Here is an 840-nt window from a genome sequence, read left to right on the forward strand (position 1 = left end):
CCTGCCCGCCCTGGCCGAGGCGCTGCCGCGCCACGCCCCGCCGCCGGCCGACGATGCCCTGCCCCGCCATGCCCGCGCCGTGCTGATCGGCGATTTCCTGGCGCCCCTGGAAGACATCCGCGCCCAGGTGGCGGCGCTGGCCGGGCGCGGCGTGCGCGGCCATCTGCTGCAGGTGCTGGACCCGGCGGAGGAGACGTTGCCCTATGCCGGGCGGGTGCGGTTCGAGGGGCTGACCGGCGAACCCGCCCTGCTGTTACCCCGTGTTGAGGGGGTTCGTGCTTTGTATGCGGAGCGGCTGGCGGCGCATCGCGCCGGGCTGGCCGCGCTGGCGGCGGCGGCGGGCTGGAGCTTCGCCACGCATCGCAGCGATACCCCGCCGGAGGCGGCGCTGCTGGCGCTGTGGCAGCGTCTTTCTCCGGGCTGAGAGACGCCGGCCGGGCACCGCCCGGCCAGACTGAACGAAAACCTGGGAAAGGCCCGGGGTGACAGAGGGGTCGGTGGCAGGATGGGGCGCGCATGATGAATCTCGGCCCGATCGGCTTCGTGGTGCCCTGGCTGCTGCTGGCGCTGCCGGCGCTGCCGCTGATCTGGTGGCTGCTGCGGGTAACGCCCCCCGCCCCGCGCCGCCAGGCTTTCCCGGCGCTGCGCCTGCTGCGCGACCTGCCGGCGCCCGAGGAAACCCCCGCCCGCACCCCCTGGTGGCTGCTGCTGCTGCGCCTGGCCGCCGCGGCGCTGATCATCCTCGGCCTGGCGCGGCCGGTCTGGGGCCCCGGCGCCACGGCGCAGGGCGATGGGCCGCTGCTGCTGGTGGTCGATGATGGCTGGGCCAGCGGGCCGGAC

The 840-nt window shown here is 75.8% G+C and carries 2 protein-coding genes; both read left to right on the forward strand.

Going from position 1 to position 840, the window contains the following annotated elements; genetic code table 11:
- A partial coding sequence (locus HMPREF0731_RS22080; protein WP_007006487.1) for a DUF58 domain-containing protein occupies positions 1-424 on the forward strand: 424 nt, incomplete at its 5' end.
- A gap of 92 nt (positions 425-516) precedes the next feature.
- A partial coding sequence (locus tag HMPREF0731_RS22085) for a BatA domain-containing protein (RefSeq protein WP_007006488.1) occupies positions 517-840 on the forward strand: 324 nt, incomplete at its 3' end.

It is taken from the genome of Pseudoroseomonas cervicalis ATCC 49957, from assembly GCF_000164635.1.
In the GTDB taxonomy this organism is placed as follows: domain Bacteria; phylum Pseudomonadota; class Alphaproteobacteria; order Acetobacterales; family Acetobacteraceae; genus Pseudoroseomonas; species Pseudoroseomonas cervicalis.